Genomic DNA, 21,310 nt, shown 5'->3' with positions numbered 1-21,310 from the left:
TGATTTCCATGGACGATTCCTCTCCTTCCACCGAACCGGCACGCTCCGAGCGCGCGATGCGGCTGCGGCGCATTGCGCGGTGGAGCGCCATCGTGGGCGGTTCGGCCGCACTGGTCCTGCTGGTGGCCGCCGGCGTGGCGGTGGCCGTCATCTCGCCGCGCCTCCCCGACATTTCGGAGCTTGCCGACTACCGGCCCAAGCTGCCGTTGCGCGTCTACACGGTCGAAGGCACGCTCATTGGCGAGTTTGGCGAAGAGCGCCGCACGCTCACGCCGTTTGCGAGCATTCCAAAGGTAATGAAAGACGCCGTGCTGGCCGTGGAAGACGCGCGCTTCTACGACCACGGCGGCATCGACTACAAGGGCTTTGCGCGCGCGGCGGTGGCCAGCCTGAAGGGCGGCCGCAAGCAGGGCGCATCGACCATCACGATGCAGGTGGCACGCAATGTGTACCTCAGCTCGGAGCGCACGCTGAGCCGCAAGACCTATGAGATATTGCTGGCGCTGCGGCTCGAACGGCAGCTCACCAAGGACCAGATCCTGGAGATCTACCTGAACCAGATCTACCTGGGCAACCGTGCCTATGGCTTTGCCGCCGCGTCGGAAGCGTATTTCGGCAAGCCGCTGCAGAACATCACCACGGCCGAGGCCGCCATGCTGGCCGGCCTGCCCAAGGCACCCGGCGCGAACAACCCGGTGGCCAACCCGCGGCGCGCCCGCGCACGGCAGCTCTATGTGATCGACCGCATGCAGGAGACCGGCTTCATTACCGCCGAGCAGGCGGCCGAAGCCAAGAAGGAAGAACTGCACCTGCGCGATGCGGCCGACCCCGCCCGGCTGCATGCCGAATACGTGGCCGAGACAGTGCGCCAGATGATGTACGCGCAGTACGGCGACAGCATCTACACCAGCGGCATGAAGGTGTATACGTCGCTGGTTGCGGCCGACCAGGCAGCAGCCTACAAGTCGCTTCGCAAGGGCATCATGGACTACGAGCGCCGCCAGCCCTACCGCGGGCCCGAGCGCTTCATCGACCTGCCGAGCGACGCCAAGGAAGTCGACGAGGCGGTGGACGATGCACTCGCCGAGCACCCCGACAACGGCGACGTGATGGCGGCAGTGGTGCTGGACGCCAGCAATAAAGAAATAAACGCCGTGCGCGCCAACGGCGAAACCGTGCAGATCACCGGAGAGGGCCTCCGGCCTGCGCAGTCGGGCCTTGCCGCAAAGGCGCCCCCGCACATCAAGATTCGCCGCGGCGCGGTGATCCGCGTGGCAAGGACGCCCAAGAACACCTGGGAGATCACCCAGCTGCCCGAGGTCGAGGGTGCCTTCATTGCCATGGACCCGCGTACCGGTGCCATCAAGTCGCTGGTGGGCGGCTTCGACTTCGGCAAGAACAAGTTCAATCACGTCACGCAGGCCTGGCGCCAGCCGGGGTCGAGCTTCAAGCCGTTCATCTATTCGGCCGCCCTCGAGAAGGGCTTTACGCCGGCCACCATCGTCAACGACGCGCCGATGTACTTCGAGCCGAGCACCCCGGGCGGCCAGCCGTGGGAGCCCAAGAATTTCGACGGCGGTTTCGAAGGGCCGATGCCGCTGCGCACCGCGCTCATGAAGTCGAAGAACCTGGTCACCATTCGCCTGCTTCAGTCCATAGGTGCACCGTATGCGCAAGACTGGATCACCAAGTTCGGCTTCGACAAGGACAAGCATCCCGCCTACCTGCCCATGGCGCTGGGTGCTGGCTCGGTCACGCCGATGCAAATGGCCACCGCGTATTCGGTCTTTGCCAACGGCGGCTACCGCGTCAATCCGTACCTGGTCACGCGCGTGACCGATCTGCGCGACAAGGTGCTGCTTGAAACCGAGACGCCGGTGCTCGACGAAACGCGACGCGCCATTCCGGAGCGCAACGCATTCATCATGGATTCAATGCTGCAAAGCGTGGTGAAGGGCGGCACCGCCGCACGCGCCTACCAGGCACTCAAGCGCGACGACCTGTTCGGCAAGACCGGCACCACCAACGATTCGTTCGACACCTGGTTTGCGGGCTTCCAGCCCACCACGGTGGGCATTGCATGGATCGGTTACGACACGCCGCGCCAACTGGGCGTTCGGGGCGAGACCGGTGGCAGCCTCAGCCTGCCGATCTGGATCGGCTACATGCAGACGGCGCTCAAGGGCGTGCCGGTGAGCAAGATTGCCGAGCCCCAGGGTGTGGTCAACATCGACGGCGAGTGGTACTTCGACGACTTCGCGCCGGGCCGCGGCGTGGCGAGCCTGGGCGTTGAAAACACAGAGGCGGCAACGCCGCCGGCCGAAGAACTCTCGGGTGTGCCGCTGGGCCCCCCGCCCCAGCCCGAGGAACGCAACCGCATTCTCGATTTCTTCCGGTAGCCGAGCACCAGGCAAGCGGCTGGAGGAGGGCGGTTCCGGGTCTCTACACTCGGTGCTGCTTTTGCTCCACCTTGCCCACGCCCCCCATGGAAATTCTTACCCTGGTGACGTTGTTCGTCATCGGCGCCTACATCCTCAGGTCCCGCGACCAGCGCCAGCGCATTGCGCTGCTCGGAAGCCATCTCGGCAGATACCAGATCGAACGGCTGATGGAGACCCTCACCGACGGCTATTTGCGCTGCCTCGGCGAAGACGACGCCGAACGGCGCCAGCAGATCTGGGCCCTGCTCGATTCCACCGAGGAAAAGCTCTCGACCCAGTTCGACAGCTTTGCAGCCGGGTTTTCTCGCGTCGATGCGGCGGATGCACGCGTGAGCAAGCTGCCGCTGGCCATTCCGTTCGCGCACAAGCTGTTTCCGGCCGCCACTTTCGATCTGCGCGAGGCGCTCGCCATTCATGCGCGCGGCATTTCGGCGGTCATGCGCAATGAAGCGGGCCGCACACCAAAGGCCAAGGCCTTCACCATGTCGGCCGAGCTCTTCCTGATGCAGCACACCTGCCACTGGTTCTGCAAGTCGAAAACCGTGGCATCGGCGCGCATGCTGGCGCGGCACAAGACGTCTTATGAGCAGCTGCTGGGGGCCGTGACCCCGGCAACACGCCAGGCCTACGGCGCGCTCACCGGCCAGTGAAGCGCAGTTGCACGCACTCTCAGTGATGTGACGACGGCAAGAGCGGCAATGTGAGCGTGGCCACCGCACCGCCGCGCGCCGCATTGCCAAGCTCGATGCGCCCGCGGTGCAGCGCGGCAATCTCTTTCACAAAGGCGAGCCCGAGGCCGGTGCTCTTTTTCTGGCTGTGCGGCCGCGCGAGCGAATAGAACTTCTGGAAGACTTTTTCCTGCGCGTAGTCCGGAATGCCCGGGCCATGGTCGCGCACGGTCACGCGCGCAAGCTTCGAGGTAGTTTCCAGCGTGAGCAGCACCTCGCTGCCCTGCGGTGAAAAATCGATGGCGTTGTCCAGCAGGTTGCTGATGGCCCGGCGCAGCAGGAACGGATCGCCCTCGGCGCTCGCATCGGTGCGAATGTTCACGCGCACAGCAATGTTGCGCTTGGCCGCCGCAGGCTGCGCGCTGAGAGCCACGTCCTCGATGAGCGAAGCCAGCGCAACGGGCTCGGTGCGGTCGAGCCCGCGCCGGGTTTCGAGCGCGGTGAGCTCCATCATGCGATCGACGATCTCCTGGATGCGCTGCGCTTCGCGCTCGATGTTCTTCAGGAAGCGCTCGCGTTCCGCATGCGGCATCGACGGCTCCTGCAGCAGTTCGGCCGCACCGCGAATCGCCGAAAGCGGGCTCTTCACTTCATGCGTGAAAGTCTGAACGTAGTCGGCCACGTAGTTGCGGCCAGTGAGCGCATCGCGCATTTCGCTGAAGCCGGTGCGCACCGCATCGACTGCGCGGCGCGCCATGCGCGAAAGGCTCAGCTTTTTCTGGCTGCGTACCCAGGTCCAGTAGTCCGATATCAACCCGAACGGCCGTACCAGCCACACCGAGACGATGATCGCCAGCAGCAACAGCGCCAGGCCCGAACCGACGCCCACCCACAGCGTGCGGGCGCGGGCGTCTTCCACGAATTGCCCGAAGCTCTGCACCGGCTTGCCCACGCTCACCATGCCGACGATCTCGTTGTTCCAGCGGATCGGCGCGCCCACGTACATCACCGAGGTGCGCGGATCGCCATCGACGTCGCGCGAAGTGCGCGCGCCGTACAGCCCCGCGAGCGTACGGCTCACGTCGCTCCACTGCGAGTAGTCGGCGCCCAGGTGCCTGCCGAGCGAATCGAACATCACGCGGCCGCTGCGGTCTGTGACGTACACACGCAGTTCGACGCGGTTCTTGTGCAGGTTGTAGATCTGGGCCGAGAACTCGCGCGCATACACCGTGCGAAACAGCGGCTCTAGCCGCGCGGTGTTGATGGCACCGGCAATCACGTCCTGCTCGACCAGGCTGGCAATGAGCTGCGAGGTTTCGACCAGCGACTCTTCGGCCGATTCGCGGTAGCGCGGATCGATGTCGGACACCACGCGGTAGAGCAGGAACGCGATGCCCGCCGTGTAGATCAGCAGGATGCCGATGAAGATGCGCGTGCGCCGGCTCACGGCGTCTGGGGCAGTTCTTCGTTCAGCGCGTAGCCGGTGCCGCGCAGCGTGCGAATGGGCTCCACGTCGGGTGCCACGGCCTTGAGCTTGGCGCGCAAGGTTTTCACATGCGCATCGACCGTGCGATCAAAGCTGTCGCTCGCATCGTCCCAGACCAGCTGCAGCAGTTCGTCGCGCGTGAAAACACGGCCCGGCCGCTGCACCAGGAGCCGCAGCAGGCCGTATTCGTAGCGCGAGAGTTCGAGCAGCCGGCCGTAGTAACGGATTTGCATGCGCTCGTTGTCCAGCGCAAACGGCGTTGCGGCTGGCTGAGAGCTCGCTGGAGGCGCCGTTCCCTGAGTTTGAGGGGGAGCCCCATTGTTTGCAGCTGCGGGGCCTCCTGGGGCCGCTCGTGCGCTGCGCCGCAAGATGGTGCGCACCCGCGCCACCAGTTCGCGCGGCGAAAAGGGCTTGGCGATGTAGTCGTCGGCACCGAGTTCGAGCCCCACCACGCGGTCGATTTCGTCGCTTCTCGCGGTGAGAAACAGCATTGGCACCTCGGCGCCGCCTTGCGTCTGGTTCAGCGCCCGCAGGCGCTTGAACAGCTCGAATCCATTGAGGTCGGGCAGGCCGACATCCAGTATGGCCAGCGCCGGCGGCTCCTGCGCGAACTGCGCGATGGCCTCTTCGGCCGTTGCGCACCAGACGGGCGCGAAGCCATCGCTCTTCAGCACGTACTGCAGTGTGTCGGCAATGCCCGATTCGTCTTCGGCGATCAGGATCCGGGGTTTGAAACTCATCCCCGGATGTTAGCGAGGGGGCGCCGTCCGGCGAGGATGGTTTTGTGGCGTGGCGCAGAGGACACGGCGCGGCCGTCCACGGCCTTTTTTTCAGGCGCGGCGCTGGCTCTGTATCTTCTTCTTATCTCTCTTGTTCAAATTAGTAGTAGTAGATAAGGGACGCACCTGCCTGTGGACATGCCGCTTTTTTCCTTGCGTGACAGTCACTTGTCATACCCCTGTCACTGTGCGCAGCCGCGCTTCCGTGCTGTCGCGCCAAAAGGAACAACATTGCCGGTCGCCTCCGCCCTGTGGATAACCGCATGCTTGTGCCAGAACTCTCCCCAGAGTTGTCCTTTGACAGGGTTCCGGAATTCTGCGAAAGACGGTTTTCGGCGCAAGAAATTCATTGCCGCTTATTTAGGCAGACTGTAGATTTTTATTTCAAATCAATCACTTAGCGTTCTCCTACAAAGAAGTGCGGGTGTTATCCACAGAGTTGCCCAAGCTTTGCGGGGACAACCGCTGCGGAACCTTCGGGCGCGGCTCCGAACGAACTTTGTCCTTCAACCAGCGGAATTTCTGACGTGACACCTACCGAAACCAAGGCCATCGTGACCCTCAGCCTCCTGTCGGCCTTTGTCGACGGCGAAAAGCACGAGCGCGAACGTGCGGAAATCAAGCGCATCGCCGAAGGTCTTTCGCAGGCAGACGGCGTGAACCTGCCCACGCTCTACCAGGACGTGCTGATGAAGCGGGTTTCGCTCGCCTCGGTTGCCAGCGAGCTGCAAACAACAGAATCGAAGCAGCTGGCCTATGAAATGGCGGTGTGTGTGTGCGATGCGGACGGCACGCAGTCGGAGGCAGAACGCATGTTCCTGGCGGATGTGCGCACCTCGCTCGGGCTGGACGCGTCGGCCGCCCAGTTCTCGCGCCAGGCGGAGGAAATTGCCGCGGTTCCGGTGGCGGCCAGCGGTGCCGCACCGACGACAGCGACGACAGCTCAGTTGCCCTCGGCGCCGGCAGCGGCCCTGCCCACCACCGCATCACCCGACAGCGCCGAACTCGACAAATCCATTCTCAACGCGTCCATCCTCAACGGCGCGCTCGAGCTGCTGCCTGAAACGCTTTCGACCATGGCGATCATTCCGCTGCAGATGAAACTGGTCTACCGCATCGGCAAGGCTCACGGCTACGAGCTCGACAGCGGCCACATCAAGGATTTTCTGGCGACGGTTGGCGTCGGCCTGACCTCGCAGTACCTGGAGCAGGCCGGGCGCAAGCTGCTGGGCGGCCTGCTCGGAAAGATGGGTGGCGGCATGTTGCGCGGGCTTGGCAACCAGGCGGTGAGCTCAGGGATGAGCTTTGCCTCGACCTATGCGCTGGGGCATGTGGCCAAGCGCTACTACGCCGGCGGCCGCACGCTTTCCACGCAGATGCTGAAGGACACCTTCGCGGGCGTGATGCAGGAAGGCAAGGGCCTGCAGACCCAGTACCTGCCCGCCATCCAGGAGAAAGCCCGCACCCTCGACGCTGGAAAAGTGCTGTCGCTCGTAAGAGGAGCCTGAGTATTTTCCAGGAACACCGTGGAACCGGCTTTGCCGGGCCACTGGTGTTGCCCCCGGCGAGGGGGTTGGCGCAGCGACACGAAGTGCGCGAAGCCTGGGGGAGAGCCTATTTCGCGAGGTTGTCGAGGATGGGGCACTCGGGCCGTGCGTCGCCGTGGCAGCAGTGCACCAGGTGCGAAAGGGTGTTGCGCATCGATTGCATGTCTGCTATGCGCTGCTCCAGCTCGTCCAGGTGCTTTTGCGCCACGCGCTTCACACTCGAGCTGGTACGCCGGCGGTTGTGCCATAGCCCCACCAGTTCGGCAATTTCTTCCATCGAAAAACCGAGATCGCGCGAGCGCTTGATGAAGCGCAGCGTGTGGATGTCGGCGTCGCCGTACTGCCGGTAGCCGCTTTCGGTGCGCGGCACCGCGGGCAGGAGGCCCAGGCCTTCGTAGTGCCGCACCATGCGTGCCGAAACGCCCGAGAGCCGCGCCGCCTCTCCGATGCTGACGGTTCCCAAACTGCTCATTGCACCCTGTATCCGGCGTTTTCGATGGCGGCGACGATGTCCTGGCGAGGCTGCGCGCTCAGCACATCGACATGGCCCGTTTCAAGATCGACCGTGACCTGCGCTTCGGGATCGACTGTCTGCACCGCGTTCTGCACTGCGTTGACGCAGTGGCCGCAACTCATGCCCGAGACCTGGAATTTCTGGCTCATCGTTCTTGCTCCTTTTGAAGTTGAATGAAGGAAGCCGCCAGTTTGAACCCTCTCACGATGTCAATGTCCAGCGCAGGGGCACTGCGCCTTGCGCTTGACCTTGCCATGATGTGAGACCTTACCTTCAGTGCATGGAAAATCTGCAGCACTACCCTTTCAACCCCATGAGCACCCTGGATCTTTCCGTTGGCGGCATGACCTGCGCATCGTGCGTGATGCGAGTGGAGCGCGCGCTAAAGAGCGTGCCCGGCGTGCAGGACGTCAGCGTGAACCTGGCCACCGAATCGGCCCGCGTGGTGGCGGCTGACGGAGAAGACATGGACGCCCGCCTGCGCCGTGCCGTGCGTGCCGCCGGCTACGAACCGCGCGTGGCAGGCAATGCGGCTGACGAGGCCGCGGCGGTATCGCCGTGGCACGGCTTCGGTCCGGTGGGCATCGGGCTCCTGCTCTCCATACCGTTGCTGGCGCCCATGCTGGGACAACCCTTCGGGCAGGACTGGATGCTTCCGCCGTGGGTTCAACTGCTGCTGGCGGCGCCGGTGCAGTTCTGGCTGGGCGCGCGCTTCTATCGCGCGGGTTGGCATGCTGCAAGGGCCGGCACCGGCAACATGGACCTGCTGGTGGCGCTCGGCACCAGCGCGGCCTTCGGGTTGTCGCTCTGGCTCTGGTGGCGTGCGGCCGGGGGCGAGCACGCAGGGCATGGCACCGCGCCGCATCTCTACTTCGAGGCATCGGCCGTGGTGATCACGCTGGTGCTGCTCGGCAAGTGGCTCGAAGCGCGCGCCAAGCGGCAGGCTACCTCGGCCATTCGCGCGCTGCAGCAATTGCGGCCCGAGGTGGCGCACCTTGTCGGCCAGCGCGGCGAAACCGATGTACCGCTCGCCGAAGTGATGGTGGGCGACAGGCTCGCAGTGAGGCCGGGCGAACGCGTGCCGGCCGATGCGCGCGTGATCGAAGGGCAGTCCGAAGTCGATGAATCCATGCTCACCGGCGAACCGCTGCCAGTGGCCAAGGGCCCCGGAGATGCGCTCACGGGCGGTGCCGTCAACGGCGATGGCCGCATGGTCGTCGAAGTGAAGGCGGTCGGTGCCGAAAGCGTGCTCGCGCGCATCATCCGCCTGGTCGAGGACGCACAGGCCGCAAAGGCGCCGATCCAGCGGCTGGTCGACCAGGTGGCGGCCGTGTTCGTGCCCGTGGTGCTGCTGATTGCACTCGCCACGCTGGCAGGCTGGCTGCTGGCGGGCGCCGGTATCGAGGTTGCAATGATCCACGCCGTGGCGGTGCTGGTTATTGCCTGCCCGTGCGCGCTGGGACTTGCAACGCCAGTCGCGGTAATGGCCGGCACCGGCGTTGCGGCACGCCGCGGCATTCTCATCAAGGATGCGCGCGCGCTGGAGGTTGCGCACCGGGTCGGCACCGTGGCCTTCGACAAGACAGGCACGCTGACGCTCGGCCGCCCGGTGCTGACGGCGCTTGTTCCCGCGGGAGACCCTGGCGACGAAGCCGGGCTGCTTGCAACTGCCGCGAGCCTGCAAGGCGGCAGCGAACATCCGCTGGCGCGTGCCGTCGTTGCTGCCGCCTTGCAACGCGGGTTGAAGGTGCCGCGCCTGGGCACGATGCAGGCAATGCCCGGCCGCGGCGTTCGCGGTGACGTGAATGGCGAGCAGTGGGCCATTGCAAGCCTGCGCTGGTGCGCTGAACTGGGCGTTGCTCCCGATGCCGTGCAGCTCGAGCGCCTGCATGCGCAGGGTGCCACCGTGTCGGCCCTGTTGCGCTTCGATGCGGCAGGCGCGGCGCAGGTGCAAGCCTTGCTGGCCTTTGCCGACGAGCCGAAGCCAGAGGCCGCGCAAGCCGTTCGCACATTGCGTGCGCGGGGCTTGCGCGTGGTGATGATCTCGGGCGACAACGTGCGTGCTGCCCAAGCCATGGCGGCTCGGCTGGGCATTGCGGCTGCGGACGTGCGCGCCGATGTGCTGCCTGCCGACAAGGCAGCTCAGGTCAGCGCACTGCGCGAAGAGGGCCATGTGGTTGCGATGGTTGGCGACGGCGCCAACGATGCACCCGCACTCGCCGCAGCCGATGTCGGCATTGCAATGGCGCCTTCGGGTGGCGGCACAGACGTGGCAATGGAAGCCGCCGGCATCACGCTGATGCGCGGCGACCTGGCGCTGGTGGCCGAGGCACTCGAGCTTTCTGCACGCACGGTGGCCAAGATCAGGCAGAACCTGTTCTGGGCCTTTGCCTACAACGTGGCCGGTATTCCGCTTGCCGCGTTCGGACTGCTGAGCCCCGTGGTGGCAGGTGCGGCCATGGCACTCTCGAGCGTGAGCGTGATGGCCAACGCGCTGTTGCTGCGACGCTGGAAGCCCTGAGGCCTGGAGCCTCCAGGGCTTTGCTCGAATCAGTCGATCAGTAGCGCAAGCAACTGGTCGTCGATGTATTCGGCCTCGTCCGCACGCTTGTAGAACTTGCGCAGCGTGCCTTCGTGCTCGAAGCCCAGTTTCTTGTAGAAGCGCAGCCCGGGTGCGTTGTCGCTTTCCACGTAAAGCTCGATGCGCTTCACGCCGTCCGCCTTCAAATGCTCGATGGCATCGCTCACCATTGCGTGCGCAATGCCCTTGCCATGCAGCGCCGGATCGACTGCCAGCGTGCCAAAGCATGCAACGTGACGCACGCGGCCGGGATAGCGTGATGCGCGGTAGAAGCCCGCCACGCGGCCGTTGTCTTCATAGATGTAGAAGTTGCGGCTGTCGAGCAGCTCTTTGTAGATGGCGCGGAATTCGTCCAGCGGCATCGGGTCGTAGCCCAGAAAGGGCACGACCCGCTCGTGCATGTAGATGGAGAAGACCGCTTCGAGATCTTGAGGTGTTGCAAGCCTGCGCATGATGGCTGGTTGTCTGCGGATGCGAATGAGGCCGCCAGCATACCCAGTATGGAGTTGCTTGCGCGTGCTGCTTCAGAGGTCTGTTGCGCGGCCGGCTATCAGCACGGCATTGGTGCCGCCAAAGGCGAAAGAATTGGAAAGCGCGTAGCGAAGGTCGCGTGCTTCACGTGCTTCGCCTCGCACAAAGTCCACGTCGAAAGCCGCATCTGGCAACCGCAGGTTGGCTGTAGGCGGAAGCAGGCCGCGCTCCAGCGTGCGCAGTGCGGCGGCCAGCTCCATCGCGCCGCCGCCGCCGAGCACGTGGCCATGAATGGCCTTGGTGGCGCTCACCGGCGTTGCATTGCCGAAGACCTCGCGCACGGAAGCAGCCTCCGCGGCATCGCCCGCCCGTGTGGCGGTGCCGTGCGCGTTGATGTGGCCGACCTGCGCGGCATCGATGCCCGCGTCGCGCAGCGCAGCACGCATGGCGCGCACCTGGCCGCAAGGGTCGGGGTTGGTGATGTGTGTGGCGTCGCAGTTGGTGGCGTAGCCCACGAGTGCGAGCGGTGCGAGCGCCGACTCGCGCGCTGCATTGCGTGCACGCGCATGCGCTTCGGATTCGAGCACCAGGGCAACCGCACCCTCGCCGAGTGCAAAGCCTGCGCGATCGTTGGAGAACGGCCTGCAGGCGCTTTCGGGTGCACCGGGAGGCAATGGTGCCGTTACCCGCATCGCGTGCCAGCTGGCCATCACGCCCGGCGTGAGCATGGCGTCGTGTCCGCCTGCAATCGCCACGTCGATCCAGCCACCGCGAATGGCGCGCATCGCCTCGCCGATGGCCACGGCCGAAGACGCGCAGGCGCAGGCGTAGGCAATGGCGGCGCCTTGCGCACCGAACTGCAATGCGAGTTCTGCCACTGCGGCGTTGGGCATCACAGTGAGCACCGTGGTGGGCCGCATGCGGCGCTGCTCGCCATAGAGCGCTTGCGTGGTGTCGTCGAAGGCGCCTGCACCGGCCAGGCCGCTTCCCCAGAAGATACCGAGGCGTTCGGGCTCCACGCTGCCGGGGGTGAGCCCCGCGCTGGCGCCGGCATCGCGGGCCGCCGCAAGCGCCATCGCGGTGCCGCGGTCGAGCGGCAGGCGCGAGCTGCTGCGCACGCCTGACGATTCGAACTCGCAGGCGGCCACGGCAAGGTCTATCGGGTCGAGGCCCTTGATGCGAAGCGTTTGCGCGCGCACCGCGGAACGTCCGTTGAAGAGTGCGTCGTCGAAAGCCTCCACGGTGTGGCCCAACGGTGTGACGAAGCCCATGCCCGCTACAAGCACAGGCGCAGAGGCGCCGTGCGTCGAACGGGCGATGCCGCTGTTCATGCGTGGGCGGCCATCGGTTGCGATTCGGCCTCGCAATTGATCTGCGCCTCGATGGCTTCGCACAGGCGCTGGATCGTGATGCCGGCCTCACGCGGATCGAGCCGGTCTTCGGGCAGGCGAAGATGGAAAGCATCTTCCACCGCAAAGACGAATTCCATCAGGCCGAGTGAATCGAGACCCAGGTCGGACAACGCGGTGTCTGGAGTAACGGCCGTTCGCTCGACATCGAACTTGCCGACCAGGATGGCGGTGATGCTGTTGAAGATCAGTGAGGACAGGGAAGAAGACATGAGGGGTTTCTTTCAGGCGGGCAATCCATGGGCCACGGCATCGGCGAATGCGAGCGTCTCGCGCGCAACGTGGTGGCGGTCGTTGTCGATGGTGATCATGTGATAGCTGTCGGGCAGCACCACGGTGCGGAATTCCTTGCAGCGGAGTCCGCGCGCAAGAATGTCGAGGTTGGCCACGCTGGCCACTTCGTCCTGCCGTGCATGCAACGCAAGAACGCTGGCGCATTGCACGCGCCCAAGGTTGCGCCTCACGTGGCGAATCAACCGGTCGTGCTCGCGCAGGTGGCCAATGCCGATCAGCGCGCTGCCGGCGCTCGACACCTTGCGCTGCCGCAACTCGCGCTCGATCCATGCGCGCACGCGCTCGTTCTTTACACCGTAGGGCGCACGCTCGCGGTACTGCCACAGCCGGCCGAGCGGCGTGTACAGCGCAAGCGGCAGCAGCATGTGCGTGCGCGGAATGGCCCATCCGTCGAAGCGCAGGGTGGTCGACATCAGCACCATTGCATCCACTTCGCGGCCGCAGCGAATGGCCGCACCGAGCGCGAGGGACGAGCCGGCGGAAATGCCGACCAGAATCACGCGTTCGTGCCCTTCGCGCAGCGCCTTTACCTGCGCCTCGATGGCGTCGATCCAGCGCTCGTAGGGCCTTGCATGCTGCACCGGTGCGGCCGCATCGAACGAGTAGCCGTCGACCCGCATCGGATGCACCGAATAGCCGCTGCCGCGCAGGGACGATTGCACGGTCAGGAGCTCGTCAGGTGTGCTGCATAAACCATGCAGCAGCACGATGGCCGTGCGGCGCACCGCAGGGTGCAGCACGCTCAGCACGTCGGAGGGATCGCGGGCGCTCATTGCTTTGCAAGGGGGCCAAAAAGGACCCGTGCGGCAGGTTGCTGTCGTATGCTCATGGCGCGTTTATCGCCGCTGGGCACTGACCGGCCGCTGACCCTCCTTCGCGCAAGAATAGGCCTCTCAACCCACCACACACACCATGCGAATCCTGCTTGTCGAAGACGATGCCGTACTGCGCGACGTGATGCTGCGCAGCCTTGCGGATGCCGGCCATCGGGTCGATGTTTCGACCAATGTGGAAGACGCCGACCACCTTTGGCGTGTGCAGCCCTTCGACGCAGTGCTGCTCGACCTGAACCTGCCAGCCACGGCAAGCCCGACGAGCGGGCTGGCGAGCGGCCTCAACGCCCTGCGCCAGGCGCGCGCGCGAGGCGACCGCACGCCGGTGCTGGTGCTCACGGCGCGCGGCCGTACCGAAGAACGCATTGCCGGGCTCGATGCGGGCGCCGACGACTACCTGGGCAAGCCCTTCGATCTGGCAGAGGTTGAAGCCCGCCTGCGCGCACTGGTGCGGCGTGCCAAGGGAACCGAAGACATCGTGCTGCTCGGCCACCTGAAGCTAGACCGCAAGGCGCGCCGCTTTTCGACTGCGAACGGGCCGCTCGACCTGCCCGCGCGCGAGTTCGAAGTGCTGTGGGAGCTGATGAGTCCGCCGGGCCGCACGGTGAGCAAGCGCGCGCTGTCCGACAAGCTGTCGAGCTTCGACGAGTCGCTGGGCGACAACGCGCTGGAGGCTTTCATTTCGCGCCTGCGCAAGAAGCTGGTGGGCTCGGGCGCGGGCATTCGCACGCTGCGCGGCATCGGCTACCTGCTCGAAGCCGAAGTGTGAACCGCACCGCACCCGCTGCGCCGCACCGGCAGAAGGCCGCGCCTTCGCTCACGCGCCGCGTGCTGCGCAACGTGCTGGTGCCGTTGGCGCTTACCTGGATGCTGGGCGCGGTCATTGCGCTTGTGGTGGCCAATTATTTTTCGGAACGGGCATTCGACCGCAGCATGCTCGACGATGCCTATGCGCTCTCTGCCAACGTGCAGGCGGGAGAACGCGGCATCGAATTGCTGCTGTCGCCGCGCGAAGTGGCTTCGGTGCTGTTCGATCAGGTCGACCAGGTGTACTTTGCCGTGCAGCGCCTCGACGGCACGTTGATCTCGGGCCAGGCGGGCCTCAACGCTGCGCTGCCGGAGGATGGCGCTCGCTATCGCTTCTCGGATGTGACTTATGAGGGCAAGGTCTTGCGCGCGGTGGTGCTCGACCATGGCGCCGACCCTGCGGTGCTCATGCCGTACCGCGTGATCATTGCGCAAACCACGCTCAGCCGTGCGGCGCTGGTGCGGCAGCTGCTCGGCTTTGCACTCACGCCGCAGGCGCTGCTGCTCGTTTTGCTTGCCGTGTGGCTCTGGCGTGGCATACGGCGCGACCTGCGTCCGCTCGGCGAACTCCAGCAGGCGCTGGACCGCCGCGACGTGTACGACCTTTCACCGGTGGCGGTGGTCGACACCTCGCGCGAGGTAGAGCGCCTGGGCAATGCGGTCAACGCACTGTTCGAGCGGTTGAACCACAGCGTGCGTGCGCAGCGCGAGTTCGTGGGCAACGTGGCGCACGAGCTGCGCACGCCGCTTGCCGGCATTCGCGCGCTGGCCGAATACGGGCTTGCACAACACGATTCCACTGTGTGGCGCGAACAGCTTGTGCGCGTTGCCGAGCGGCAGGCCCGCGCAAGCCATCTCATCGACCAGCTGCTGGCGCTGGCGCTTGCCGACGAGGCGCGTACCGGCCTTGCGCGCGAACCCGTGCGGCTCGACGCGCTTGCAGAACAAACGGTGCTGCGGCACCTCGCCCGCGCCGATGCGCGCGGTGTCGACCTGGGCGCGCGCGGCCTTGACGAGCGCATTACGGTGCTGGCGAACGAAGCGCTTGTCGAAGGCATCCTCGACAACCTGATCGACAACGCACTGCGCTACGGCGGACGGACCATCACCGTCGAACTGGAAGGCCGCACGCTGAGCGTGATCGACGACGGCCCCGGCATTCCGCTCGAGGCGCAGCGCGACCTGATGCAGCGCTGGGCGCAAGGCCCCGCAGGCCAGAAGCTGGGCCAGGGTTCAGGTCTGGGCCTGTCGATCGTCGCGCGCTATGCAGAACTGCTTGGGGCCGAGTTGCGGCTCGATGCCGCCGAGCCCTCCGGGTTGCGGGTGAGCGTGACCTTTGCGCAGCTGCATCATCTTCCGCTGCAGGACGGCTACGGCAATGCGCCGGGTCCGGGTGCGGCCTCCGGCCCGGCCTCGTAGAGTTCCAGCGGCAGGCCGTCGGGGTCTGCAAAGAAGGTGAAGCGGCGGCCGGTGTATTCGTCGATGCGCAGTGGCTCCACCGCAATGCCTTGCGCGGCCAGCGCGTCGGCCGCGGCCTGCACATCGGGCACTTCGAAGGCCAGGTGGCGCAGGCCTTGCGCCTCGGGGCGGGTGGGGCGCGGCGGTGCACCCGGAAAAGAAAACAGCTCGATCTGAGAGCCGTCGGGCAATGCGAGATCCAGCTTGTACGAGTCGCGCGCGGCGCGGTAGTTTTCGGCGATGACGCGCAGGCCCAGCACTTCGGTATAGAAGCGCTTGGACACCGCGTAGTCGGCGCAGATGACGGCGACGTGATGCAGCCTGCCGGGTTGGATGGTGCTCAAGCTTCGAACTCCACTTCGCCTTCGATCTCGACAGGGATGTTGAACGGAAGCTCGGCCATGCCCACGGCACTGCGCGCGTGCGCGCCCACGTCGGGCCCGAAGAGTTCGAGCACCAGGTCCGAGAAGCCGTTGATGACGGCGGGCTGCTTGTCGAATCCGGGCGCGGAGGCCACCATGCCGAACACGCGCGTCCAGGCGGTAATGCGGTCCAGGTCGCCGAGAGCGCGCTGCAGGCTGCCCAGCATTGCCAATGCGGTGAGCCGTGCCGATGCATAGCCCTGTTCCACGGTCAGCTCGCGGCCCAGCTTGCCGAGCGGCGCGGCTATGGTGCCGTCCGGGTTGAGCGGGCCGTGGCCCGAGATGAGCGCGCGGTTGCCGGCGATGCGCACGAAGCTGAAAGGCAGCACCACGCCGGTCGGCGGCGAAACCGGCGGCGGCAGCACGAGGCCCAGGGTTGCGAGTCGCTGTTCGATGCGGGCCATGGTGTTTTCTCTCCTGTGGCGGGTGGTTGCGCCGCCGCATCTTGCCATGGCCCTCGGGCCGCCTTGCGAACTCAGGCTAGCGTCGGATAGTCCGTGTAGCCCTTGGTGCCGCCGCCGTACATCGTGGCCTTGTCCACTTCATTGAGCGGAGCGTTTTCGCGCAGGCGGCGCACCAGGTCGGGGTTGGCGATGAAGGGCTTGCCGAACGCAACCAGGTCGTCGCCTTCCTTGACGGCTTCGTCCGCGAGCGGCTTGTCGTAGCCGTTGTTGACCATCCATGCGCCCTTGCCGCCGGCCTGGCGGTAGGCGGCCTTGAGTGCTTCGTAGTCGAAGGGGCGGTCTTCGATTTCGCGCGGGCCGCCGGTGGCGCCTTCGATGATGTGGATGTAGGCGAGGCCGAGCGGCGCGAGCTGCTTCACTACATAGGTGAAGAGCGGCTGCGGGTCGGAGTCGTGCACGTCGTTGGCGGGCGTGACGGGCGACAGGCGGATGCCGGTCTTGCCGCCGCCGACGGCATCGACCACGGCGCGCGTGGCTTCGAGCAGCAGGCGGGCGCGGTTCTCGATGCTGCCGCCGTAGTCGTCGGTGCGCTTGTTGCTGCCGTCTTTCAGGAACTGGTCGAGCAGGTAGCCGTTGGCGCCGTGCAGTTCCACGCCGTCGAAGCCGGCGGTTTCCACCGCGTTGCGTGCGGCAGCGGCGTAGGTGTGGACGATGCCGGGCAGCTCTTCGGCGTCGAGCGCGCGGGGCTCCGAGGTTTCGACAAAGGTCGGCACGCCGTCCTTGATGAGCACGGTCTTGGTCTTGGCCGTGACGGCCGAAGGTGCGACTGGCTTGCCTCCGTCAGGTTGCAGTTCGGTGTGCGACACGCGGCCCACATGCCAGAGCTGGACCACGATCTTGCCGCCCTTGGCGTGCACCGCGTCGGTCACGCGCTTCCAGCCGTCGAGCTGCTCGGTGCCGTAGAGGCCCGGCACGTCGGCATAGCCCTGGCCCTGGTGGCTGATGGCGGTGGCTTCGGTGATGAGCAGGCCGGCCGTAGCGCGCTGCGCATAGTAGGTGGCGGTAATGTCGCGCGGAATGGCATTCGGCGAGCGGTTGCGCGTGAGCGGCGCCATCACGATGCGGTTGGCGAGTTGCAGGTCGCCGGCTTGTACGGGGTCGAAAAGAGAAGGCATTGCGTGTAGCCGGAAGAGTGCCGGAAAAAGTGTGACGGAGGCCGCGAGGCTAAGCCTTCAGGGCCAACCCTGCTGAGGCACGGTTGCCCGTTTGCTGCTAGGTGTGCGAAGCGGCTCGATGTGCGGGGGCGCTTGCCTCCAGCAGCGCGAGCCGGGAGGCGCTCACGCGCACGGGCAGTGCGAGCAGGACCTGTCCCATGCCCTTGCCTAGCGCATCGTTGCGCAGCGACGCCATGCCGCCGCCGCCCAGCGCCTGTTCGCAGACGAAGTTGAAGGCACCGATGCCCGGCACTTCGTAGCGCGTGACGGGGCCCTTGACCAGATGAGCAAGCCAGTCGGCCACGCGTGCTTCGGTCAGTTGAATGCGCAGCAGCGGCAACAGGGCAGGATGGCGTGCGATGACGCCGATGTTCGATGTGTCGCCCTTGTCGCCGCTGCGGGCCCAGGCAAGGCGGATGAGCGGCACTTCGATGGCATCGGTTTCGTCGGCAGCATCGTCCAGGGATGACTCCACGGCTTTGGCATCCGCCGGTGCCTCCGGCGACATTGCATCGATGGCCTGCGGAACGGCATCGCGCGGCACTTCGATGCGCTGCCCGTCGATCGTCACGCCCGGCTCGACCTTCGACTTGTCGAGCAGGAATGCGTACTGGCGGATCGAAGGCGACACCGGCGAGCGCCCGCCGCCCGCGCCGGTGGTGCCCGGCGCCCATGAGGTACCGGCCGGTGCCACTTCGCGCGCGAAGAGCTCGAGCGCCTCCTTGCGCGGATGCGTGACCGCGAGCCGGAGCACGGCTTCGCGCGTCTGCAAGGCACTTGCGTGCGGACCGTAGCAGGACTCTGCGCCGAGCACTTCGAGCTGCGTGCCGCTGTAGGGGCCGAAGCCCTGCTGCGCGAACAGCGTGCTCGTGCGCGTGAGGATCGCCTCGCCCGTGCGGCGTGCCTTCGCAGCTGCGTCGAAGCCGACGATGGTGAGCTGCGATGCCGTCTTGAACCCGTCGACGTACGTGGCGCACACCTTGTAGCTTGCGGTGGGAGGGCGGCCGCGCGCGCCGTGCACGCGCACGCGGTGTTCACCGGCTTGTTCGATGCGAACCTGCGTGAAGTCGGCCACTACGTCGGGCAGCAGGTAGGCCGACGGATCGCCGATTTCGTACAGCATCTGCTCGCCCACGACGGCCGGCGTGATCTTGCCGCCCGTGCCCGCGGGCTTGGTGACGACAAAGCTCCCGTCGGCGCTGCATTCGACGATCGGATAGCCGATGTTCGGCCAGTCGGGCACGGTGTCCCAGTCTGTGTGCAGGCCGCCCGTGGCCTGGCAACCGCATTCGATGATGTGGCCGGCAAGGCTGCCGGCTGCAAGCAGGTCGTGGTCGCCGGGTTGCCAGCCGAACTCGTGCATCAGCACGCCCAGCGTCACAGCCGAGTCGACGCAGCGGCCGGTGATGACCACCTGCGCACCTGCATCCAGAGCGGCCTGGATGGGCCTCGCGCCAAGATACGCATTGGCCGTGAGCACGCGCTCGGGCAGCGGAGCACCGCTTTGCAGTTCGCGCACGGGTGGTTGCGCCTGGCGCAGTTGCGGCAGCAAAGGCAATACATCGTCGCCGCTCACTACCGCGATCTTCAGCGCGATGCCTTGCTCGGCGGCCAGTGCGGCAAGCGCGTTGGCACAGCCTTGCGGATTGACGCCGCCCGCGTTGCTCACCACGCGGATGCCTTGCTGCACGATGTCCTTCAGCACGGCCTTCATTGCAACCGAGACAAAGTCGGTTGCGTAGCCGAGCTCCGGCTTCTTGAGCCGCGCACCCGCGAGGATCGACATCGTGAGTTCGGCAAGGTAGTCGAACACGAGGTAGTCGATGTGTCCGCTCGACACGAGCTGCGGTGCGCCCACGCTGCTGTCGCCCCAGAAGCCCGATGCGCCGCCAATGCGCACCATGCGTTGCGGCTGGCTGCCGATTCGGTTCACCGGCCGCTCCACTGCGGCTTGCGCTTTTCGCGGAAGGCGAGTTGGCCTTCGGCTGCATCCTCGGTCAGCGCGAAGAGGCCGATCTGGCTTTCGGTGAACGCCATCGATTCCTCGAAGGCCATGGCTTCGATCTTCTTCATGGTGTAGAGGCCGCGGCGTATGGCGGCGGGCGACTTGTCGAGCATGCGGCCGAGCAGCCCGTCGACACTCGCATCGAGGTCGTCGCTCACGTGGTTGACGAGCCGGTAGCCGAGGGCCTCTGCGGCGGTGATGGGTTCGCCGGTGATGCACATCTCGGCCAGCACGCGCCGCGGCAGCAGGTTGCCAAGCACGCTGAGCACTTGCGCGGGGAAGAGGCCTACCTTGACCTCCGGCAGGCCGAACACAGCGTGGCTGCCTGCCACGGCCATGTCGCACATGCCCATGATGCCCATGCCGCCCGCCATGCAGGCACCGTTGACGCGCGCGATGAGCGGCACAGTCGATTGCCGCGCCTGGCGAAAGAGGGTTGCAAAGCCTTGATGCGGCTCGGCGTAGTCGAACTTGAAGGAGGTGCCGCTTTGCAGATCGGCACCGGCGCAGAAGGCGCGCGTGCCGCTGCCGGTAATGACCACGGCACGCACCGCGCGGTCCTGATTGGCGCGCGCCAGGGCATTTGACATGGCCGAGAGCACGCCCGCGTTGATCGCGTTGCGGCGCTCTTCGCGGTCGATGATGAGCCACATCACGGGCCCGCGCATTTCTTCGCGCAGCTCTGGTGGGGAGAGGGCTTCGGCCATCGTCGGTCCTTCGCTTCGGGATCTGGAGTCGAGCCCGTAGCGTGGCGCGAAAAAAAAGCCGCAACATGCGGCTTGTGGCTGAAGCGGCCGGGGTTTTCCCTAGAGGGTCCGGCTGCTTGCAGGTGCGTTCAGAACGCTTCTTCTTACTTCAGCAGGCCTTCGGCCTTCATTGCCTCCTGGACGGCGGGGCGGGCGCCAACGCGCGCATGCCATGCCTGCAGGTTGGCGAAGCCCGAAATGTCGAGGCCGGTGGGCTTGGCCCAGTTGGTCACGGTGAACAGATAGCCGTCGGCCACGCTGAAGTGCTCGCCCATGAGGTACTGCTTGTCTGCAAGCTGGCCGTCGAGCCATTGGTAGCGCGACTTGAGTTTGTCCTTGAAGATGTTCTTGGCTTCTTCGGGCATGGCCGAGTTGAACAGCGGGCTGTAGCCCTTGTGCATTTCGGTGCCGATGAAGGTCAGCCACTCCTGCAGGCGATAGCGCTGCAGGGTGCCGGCGGCCGGGGCAAGATTTTTGGTGGGTGCGAGATCGGCAATGTACTGGACGATGGCCGGGCCTTCGCGCAGGCGCGTGCCGTCATCGAGCTCGAGCAGCGGCACATAGCCCAGCGGGTTGATGCCGTAGTAGTCGGTGCCGTCTTGCAGCTTGTGGCTCTTGGTGCTGGCCAGCACGGGCTCGAAGGCGATTCCGGCTTCGTGCAGCGCGATGTGGGGTGAGAGCGAGCAGGCGCCGGGCGAGTAATACAGCTTCATGCGAGGAATCTCCGAAGAATGTGGATAGCTAAAAAAGATCTTTGAACCGCCGTGCATGCTAGCGGGTTTCGAGATGCGCGTTTTGTCCTACGGCCGCTCGCGCGCGCCGACTATCGGTGCAGCGCCGGGCTCTTTCTAAGCTCGCCGCACTGGTGGGGTGGCCCACCGCAAGGAGTCTCAGATGTTGAAGTACGCAATCATTTTTGCGGTCATCTCGCTGGTGGCAGGTGTGCTGGGCTTCGGCGGCGTTGCCGCCGGTGCGGCGGGTATTGCCAAGCTGCTGTTCGGCCTGTTCCTGCTGTTGGCAGTGGTGTTCGTGGTTCTCGCTGCATTGGGAATCGGGGCAGTGAAAAAGGCCATCGACTGATGCGCAGTCTTGTTCCGAGGTGGCCGCGCGCGCGTCCGCTGGGTGTGCTGCTGCAAAGCCCGGCGCACCGCGTGATGCGCGTGCTGCTGGTGACTCAAACGCATTGGCAGCTGCCGGAGCATCGCTCGCGCCGGCGGCACGCCTGAATCGA

General features: G+C 65.8%; 22 protein-coding genes. 8 read left to right on the top strand and 14 right to left on the bottom strand.

Annotation, left to right across the window (positions count from 1 at the left end; translation table 11 throughout):
- The first annotated feature begins 8 nt into the window (after positions 1 to 8).
- Positions 9 to 2,399, top strand: coding sequence for a penicillin-binding protein 1A (locus J2X67_RS20590; RefSeq protein ID WP_309955957.1), 2,391 nt, complete (start codon positions 9 to 11; stop codon positions 2,397 to 2,399).
- A gap of 86 nt (positions 2,400 to 2,485) precedes the next feature.
- Positions 2,486 to 3,091, top strand: a complete 606-nt coding sequence (locus tag J2X67_RS20585) for a hypothetical protein (protein WP_309955956.1) — start codon at positions 2,486 to 2,488, stop codon at positions 3,089 to 3,091.
- 19 nt (positions 3,092 to 3,110) lie between these two features.
- Here J2X67_RS20585 and creC read toward each other — a convergent pair whose 3' ends face one another.
- Positions 3,111 to 4,556 (bottom strand): two-component system sensor histidine kinase CreC, encoded by a 1,446-nt coding sequence (creC, locus tag J2X67_RS20580; protein WP_309955954.1) that lies wholly within the window; start codon positions 4,554 to 4,556, stop codon positions 3,111 to 3,113.
- A complete protein-coding gene (gene creB / locus J2X67_RS20575; RefSeq protein ID WP_309955951.1) occupies positions 4,553 to 5,335 on the bottom strand; it encodes a two-component system response regulator CreB in 783 nt (260 codons plus the stop codon). The genes creC and creB overlap by 4 nt, the downstream gene beginning before the upstream one ends.
- A 566-nt stretch (positions 5,336 to 5,901) precedes the next feature.
- Between creB and J2X67_RS20570 the strand changes: the two genes are divergently transcribed.
- Positions 5,902 to 6,882, top strand: a complete 981-nt coding sequence (locus J2X67_RS20570) for a TerB family tellurite resistance protein (RefSeq protein WP_309955950.1) — start codon at positions 5,902 to 5,904, stop codon at positions 6,880 to 6,882.
- Positions 6,883 to 6,988: 106 nt separating this feature from the next.
- Here the strand turns inward: J2X67_RS20570 and cueR are convergent, their stop codons facing one another.
- The gene (cueR, locus tag J2X67_RS20565) at positions 6,989 to 7,393 is read right to left on the bottom strand and encodes a Cu(I)-responsive transcriptional regulator (RefSeq protein ID WP_309955948.1); all 405 of its coding nucleotides are present in this window, start codon (positions 7,391 to 7,393) and stop codon (positions 6,989 to 6,991) included.
- On the bottom strand, positions 7,390 to 7,584 hold the full coding sequence (locus tag J2X67_RS20560) for a cation transporter (protein WP_309955946.1): 195 nt from the start codon (positions 7,582 to 7,584) through the stop codon (positions 7,390 to 7,392). The genes cueR and J2X67_RS20560 overlap by 4 nt, the downstream gene beginning before the upstream one ends.
- Positions 7,585 to 7,715: 131 nt before the next feature.
- On the opposite strand from J2X67_RS20560, the gene J2X67_RS20555 reads away from it, so the two are divergent.
- The gene (locus tag J2X67_RS20555) at positions 7,716 to 9,956 is read left to right on the top strand and encodes a heavy metal translocating P-type ATPase (RefSeq protein ID WP_309955944.1); all 2,241 of its coding nucleotides are present in this window, start codon (positions 7,716 to 7,718) and stop codon (positions 9,954 to 9,956) included.
- 29 nt (positions 9,957 to 9,985) lie between these two features.
- Here the strand turns inward: J2X67_RS20555 and J2X67_RS20550 are convergent, their stop codons facing one another.
- The 4 genes from J2X67_RS20550 to J2X67_RS20535 all read right to left on the bottom strand — a co-directional run bounded on the left by J2X67_RS20550 (position 9,986) and on the right by J2X67_RS20535 (position 12,963).
- Positions 9,986 to 10,468, bottom strand: coding sequence for a GNAT family N-acetyltransferase (locus tag J2X67_RS20550; RefSeq protein ID WP_309955941.1), 483 nt, complete (start codon positions 10,466 to 10,468; stop codon positions 9,986 to 9,988).
- Positions 10,469 to 10,540: 72 nt separating this feature from the next.
- Positions 10,541 to 11,818: a beta-ketoacyl-[acyl-carrier-protein] synthase family protein gene (locus tag J2X67_RS20545; RefSeq protein WP_309955939.1), complete on the bottom strand. Its 1,278-nt coding sequence runs from the start codon at positions 11,816 to 11,818 to the stop codon at positions 10,541 to 10,543.
- Positions 11,815 to 12,108: an acyl carrier protein gene (locus J2X67_RS20540; protein WP_309955937.1), complete on the bottom strand. Its 294-nt coding sequence runs from the start codon at positions 12,106 to 12,108 to the stop codon at positions 11,815 to 11,817. The genes J2X67_RS20545 and J2X67_RS20540 overlap by 4 nt, the downstream gene beginning before the upstream one ends.
- A gap of 12 nt (positions 12,109 to 12,120) precedes the next feature.
- The gene (locus J2X67_RS20535; RefSeq protein ID WP_309955935.1) at positions 12,121 to 12,963 is read right to left on the bottom strand and encodes an alpha/beta fold hydrolase; all 843 of its coding nucleotides are present in this window, start codon (positions 12,961 to 12,963) and stop codon (positions 12,121 to 12,123) included.
- Positions 12,964 to 13,102: 139 nt separating this feature from the next.
- On the opposite strand from J2X67_RS20535, the gene J2X67_RS20530 reads away from it, so the two are divergent.
- Positions 13,103 to 13,792 carry a response regulator transcription factor gene (locus tag J2X67_RS20530; RefSeq protein ID WP_309955934.1) on the top strand — a complete coding sequence of 230 codons (690 nt, stop codon included), beginning with the start codon at positions 13,103 to 13,105 and terminating at the stop codon, positions 13,790 to 13,792.
- Positions 13,789 to 15,249 carry a sensor histidine kinase gene (locus J2X67_RS20525; protein ID WP_309955932.1) on the top strand — a complete coding sequence of 487 codons (1,461 nt, stop codon included), beginning with the start codon at positions 13,789 to 13,791 and terminating at the stop codon, positions 15,247 to 15,249. Before J2X67_RS20530 ends, J2X67_RS20525 begins: the two co-directional genes overlap by 4 nt.
- Here the strand turns inward: J2X67_RS20525 and J2X67_RS20520 are convergent.
- The 6 genes from J2X67_RS20520 to gstA form a co-directional block, all read right to left on the bottom strand.
- Positions 15,201 to 15,632 (bottom strand): VOC family protein, encoded by a 432-nt coding sequence (locus tag J2X67_RS20520; RefSeq protein WP_409050522.1) that lies wholly within the window; start codon positions 15,630 to 15,632, stop codon positions 15,201 to 15,203. The genes J2X67_RS20525 and J2X67_RS20520 overlap by 49 nt on opposite strands.
- Positions 15,629 to 16,114: a RidA family protein gene (locus J2X67_RS20515; RefSeq protein ID WP_309955930.1), complete on the bottom strand. Its 486-nt coding sequence runs from the start codon at positions 16,112 to 16,114 to the stop codon at positions 15,629 to 15,631. The genes J2X67_RS20520 and J2X67_RS20515 overlap by 4 nt, the downstream gene beginning before the upstream one ends.
- Positions 16,115 to 16,185: 71 nt before the next feature.
- Complete coding sequence (locus J2X67_RS20510; protein WP_309955928.1) at positions 16,186 to 17,289, bottom strand: alkene reductase; 1,104 nt, start codon at positions 17,287 to 17,289, stop codon at positions 16,186 to 16,188.
- Positions 17,290 to 17,386: 97 nt separating this feature from the next.
- Positions 17,387 to 19,231, bottom strand: a complete 1,845-nt coding sequence (locus J2X67_RS20505) for an acyclic terpene utilization AtuA family protein (protein ID WP_309956117.1) — start codon at positions 19,229 to 19,231, stop codon at positions 17,387 to 17,389.
- 26 nt (positions 19,232 to 19,257) lie between these two features.
- Positions 19,258 to 20,040: an enoyl-CoA hydratase-related protein gene (locus tag J2X67_RS20500; RefSeq protein WP_309955926.1), complete on the bottom strand. Its 783-nt coding sequence runs from the start codon at positions 20,038 to 20,040 to the stop codon at positions 19,258 to 19,260.
- A 143-nt stretch (positions 20,041 to 20,183) separates the two neighbouring features.
- Positions 20,184 to 20,792, bottom strand: coding sequence for a glutathione transferase GstA (gene gstA, locus J2X67_RS20495; protein ID WP_309955924.1), 609 nt, complete (start codon positions 20,790 to 20,792; stop codon positions 20,184 to 20,186).
- Positions 20,793 to 20,973: 181 nt separating this feature from the next.
- Here gstA and J2X67_RS20490 point away from each other — a divergent pair, with 181 nt between their 5' ends.
- A complete protein-coding gene (locus tag J2X67_RS20490) occupies positions 20,974 to 21,159 on the top strand; it encodes a DUF1328 family protein (protein WP_281148968.1) in 186 nt (61 codons plus the stop codon).
- Complete coding sequence (locus J2X67_RS20485; protein WP_281148969.1) at positions 21,159 to 21,305, top strand: hypothetical protein; 147 nt, start codon at positions 21,159 to 21,161, stop codon at positions 21,303 to 21,305. The genes J2X67_RS20490 and J2X67_RS20485 overlap by 1 nt, the downstream gene beginning before the upstream one ends.
- Positions 21,306 to 21,310: the final 5 nt, after the last annotated feature.

Origin of the sequence: Variovorax sp. 3319 (assembly GCF_031456585.1) — a bacterium.
In the GTDB taxonomy this organism is placed as follows: Bacteria; Pseudomonadota; Gammaproteobacteria; order Burkholderiales; family Burkholderiaceae_C; genus Variovorax; species Variovorax paradoxus_P.
The sequence above is the reverse complement of the archived record's forward strand: the minus strand, read 5'-3'. Positions and strand labels throughout refer to the sequence as shown.

What these genes read in the sequence shown, in the direction of transcription:
- J2X67_RS20515 (WP_309955930.1), bottom strand. Translation starts at nt 16,114, where the DNA reads ATGGCCCGCATCGAACAGCGACTCGCAACCCTGGGCCTCGTGCTGCCG.
- J2X67_RS20540 (WP_309955937.1), bottom strand. Translation starts at nt 12,108, where the DNA reads ATGTCTTCTTCCCTGTCCTCACTGATCTTCAACAGCATCACCGCCATC.
- J2X67_RS20530 (WP_309955934.1), top strand. Translation starts at nt 13,103, where the DNA reads ATGCGAATCCTGCTTGTCGAAGACGATGCCGTACTGCGCGACGTGATG.
- J2X67_RS20585 (WP_309955956.1), top strand. Translation starts at nt 2,486, where the DNA reads ATGGAAATTCTTACCCTGGTGACGTTGTTCGTCATCGGCGCCTACATC.
- J2X67_RS20550 (WP_309955941.1), bottom strand. Translation starts at nt 10,468, where the DNA reads ATGCGCAGGCTTGCAACACCTCAAGATCTCGAAGCGGTCTTCTCCATC.
- J2X67_RS20590 (WP_309955957.1), top strand. Translation starts at nt 9, where the DNA reads ATGGACGATTCCTCTCCTTCCACCGAACCGGCACGCTCCGAGCGCGCG.
- J2X67_RS20555 (WP_309955944.1), top strand. Translation starts at nt 7,716, where the DNA reads ATGGAAAATCTGCAGCACTACCCTTTCAACCCCATGAGCACCCTGGAT.
- gstA (WP_309955924.1), bottom strand. Translation starts at nt 20,792, where the DNA reads ATGAAGCTGTATTACTCGCCCGGCGCCTGCTCGCTCTCACCCCACATC.
- J2X67_RS20510 (WP_309955928.1), bottom strand. Translation starts at nt 17,289, where the DNA reads ATGCCTTCTCTTTTCGACCCCGTACAAGCCGGCGACCTGCAACTCGCC.
- J2X67_RS20490 (WP_281148968.1), top strand. Translation starts at nt 20,974, where the DNA reads ATGTTGAAGTACGCAATCATTTTTGCGGTCATCTCGCTGGTGGCAGGT.
- J2X67_RS20505 (WP_309956117.1), bottom strand. Translation starts at nt 19,231, where the DNA reads ATGGTGCGCATTGGCGGCGCATCGGGCTTCTGGGGCGACAGCAGCGTG.
- cueR (WP_309955948.1), bottom strand. Translation starts at nt 7,393, where the DNA reads ATGAGCAGTTTGGGAACCGTCAGCATCGGAGAGGCGGCGCGGCTCTCG.
- J2X67_RS20545 (WP_309955939.1), bottom strand. Translation starts at nt 11,818, where the DNA reads ATGAACAGCGGCATCGCCCGTTCGACGCACGGCGCCTCTGCGCCTGTG.
- J2X67_RS20535 (WP_309955935.1), bottom strand. Translation starts at nt 12,963, where the DNA reads ATGAGCGCCCGCGATCCCTCCGACGTGCTGAGCGTGCTGCACCCTGCG.
- J2X67_RS20560 (WP_309955946.1), bottom strand. Translation starts at nt 7,584, where the DNA reads ATGAGCCAGAAATTCCAGGTCTCGGGCATGAGTTGCGGCCACTGCGTC.
- J2X67_RS20500 (WP_309955926.1), bottom strand. Translation starts at nt 20,040, where the DNA reads ATGGCCGAAGCCCTCTCCCCACCAGAGCTGCGCGAAGAAATGCGCGGG.
- J2X67_RS20485 (WP_281148969.1), top strand. Translation starts at nt 21,159, where the DNA reads ATGCGCAGTCTTGTTCCGAGGTGGCCGCGCGCGCGTCCGCTGGGTGTG.
- creB (WP_309955951.1), bottom strand. Translation starts at nt 5,335, where the DNA reads ATGAGTTTCAAACCCCGGATCCTGATCGCCGAAGACGAATCGGGCATT.